Source organism: Burkholderia sp. BCC1996 (genome assembly GCF_905339955.1).
Lineage (GTDB): Bacteria > Pseudomonadota > Gammaproteobacteria > Burkholderiales > Burkholderiaceae > Burkholderia.
The window spans coordinates 1-1152 of the sequence record NZ_CAJPHM010000081.1; the positions used below are offsets into that span (position 1 = coordinate 1).

Annotated in this window: 1 protein-coding gene; it reads left to right on the plus strand. The window is 66.1% G+C overall.

What is annotated here, in order from left to right; genetic code table 11:
- A partial coding sequence (locus U4Z64_RS37255) for an amidohydrolase (RefSeq protein ID WP_321822679.1) occupies positions 1-1152 on the plus strand: 1152 nt, incomplete at both ends.

Sequence of the window (1152 nt, forward strand, 5' to 3'; positions counted from 1 at the left end):
CTGAACCGTCTCGGCGTGACGGGCGTGATCGATGCGGGCGGCGGTTCGCAGAACTATCCCGACGATTACGAAGTGATCCGCAAGCTGCACGATGCCGGCGAGATGACGATCCGGATCGCGTACAACCTGTTCACGCAGAAGCCGAATGCCGAGAAGGAAGACTTCGTGAACTGGACGAAGAGCACGAAGTATCACGACGGCACGGATTATTTCCGCAATAACGGCGCGGGCGAAATGCTGGTGTTCTCGGCCGCCGACTTCGAGGACTTCCGCGTCGCGCGCCCGGACCTGCCGGCGCAGATGGAAGACGATCTCGAGGGCGTCGTGCGCGTGCTCGCGCAGAACCGCTGGCCGTGGCGCATGCACGCGACCTACGACGAAACGATCAGCCGCGCACTCGACGTGTTCGAGAAGGTGAACAAGGACATCCCGCTTGAAGGGCTGAACTGGTTCTTCGATCATGCGGAAACCATTACCGAAAAATCGATGGACCGCATCGCCGCGCTGGGTGGTGGTATCGCGGTGCAGCACCGGATGGCGTACCAGGGCGAATACTTCGTCGAGCGCTACGGCGCGCAGGCGGCCGAAGCGACGCCGCCCGTCGCGAAGATGCTGTCGAAGGGCCTCAAGGTGTCGGCCGGCACCGACGCGACGCGCGTGGCGTCGTACAACCCGTGGGTGTCGTTGTCCTGGCTCGTGACAGGCAAGACGATCGGCGGCCTGCGCATGTACCCGCAGCGCAACCTGCTCGATCGCGAGACCGCGCTGCGCATGTGGACCGAATACGTGACGTGGTTCTCGAACGAGGTCGGCAAGAAAGGGCGCATCGCGGTCGGGCAGCTTGCCGACGTGGTGGTCCCGGATCGCGATTTCTTCGCGTGCGCCGAGGACGACATCGCGGGCACGACCGCACTGCTGACCGTGGTGGGCGGCAAGATCGTGTGGGGCGCGGGCCCGTTCGCGTCGCACGATGCGCCGATTCCGCCCGCGATGCCGGACTGGTCGCCGGTGCGCGAGTACGGCGGCTACGGCGGTTGGGGCGCGACGCAGCGCAGCGGCGCACCGCTGCAACGCGCGGCGGCCGCCGCGATGTGCGGCTGCGCGAATGCATGCAACGTGCACCAGCATGCGCACGCGAGTGCGTGGGGCAGC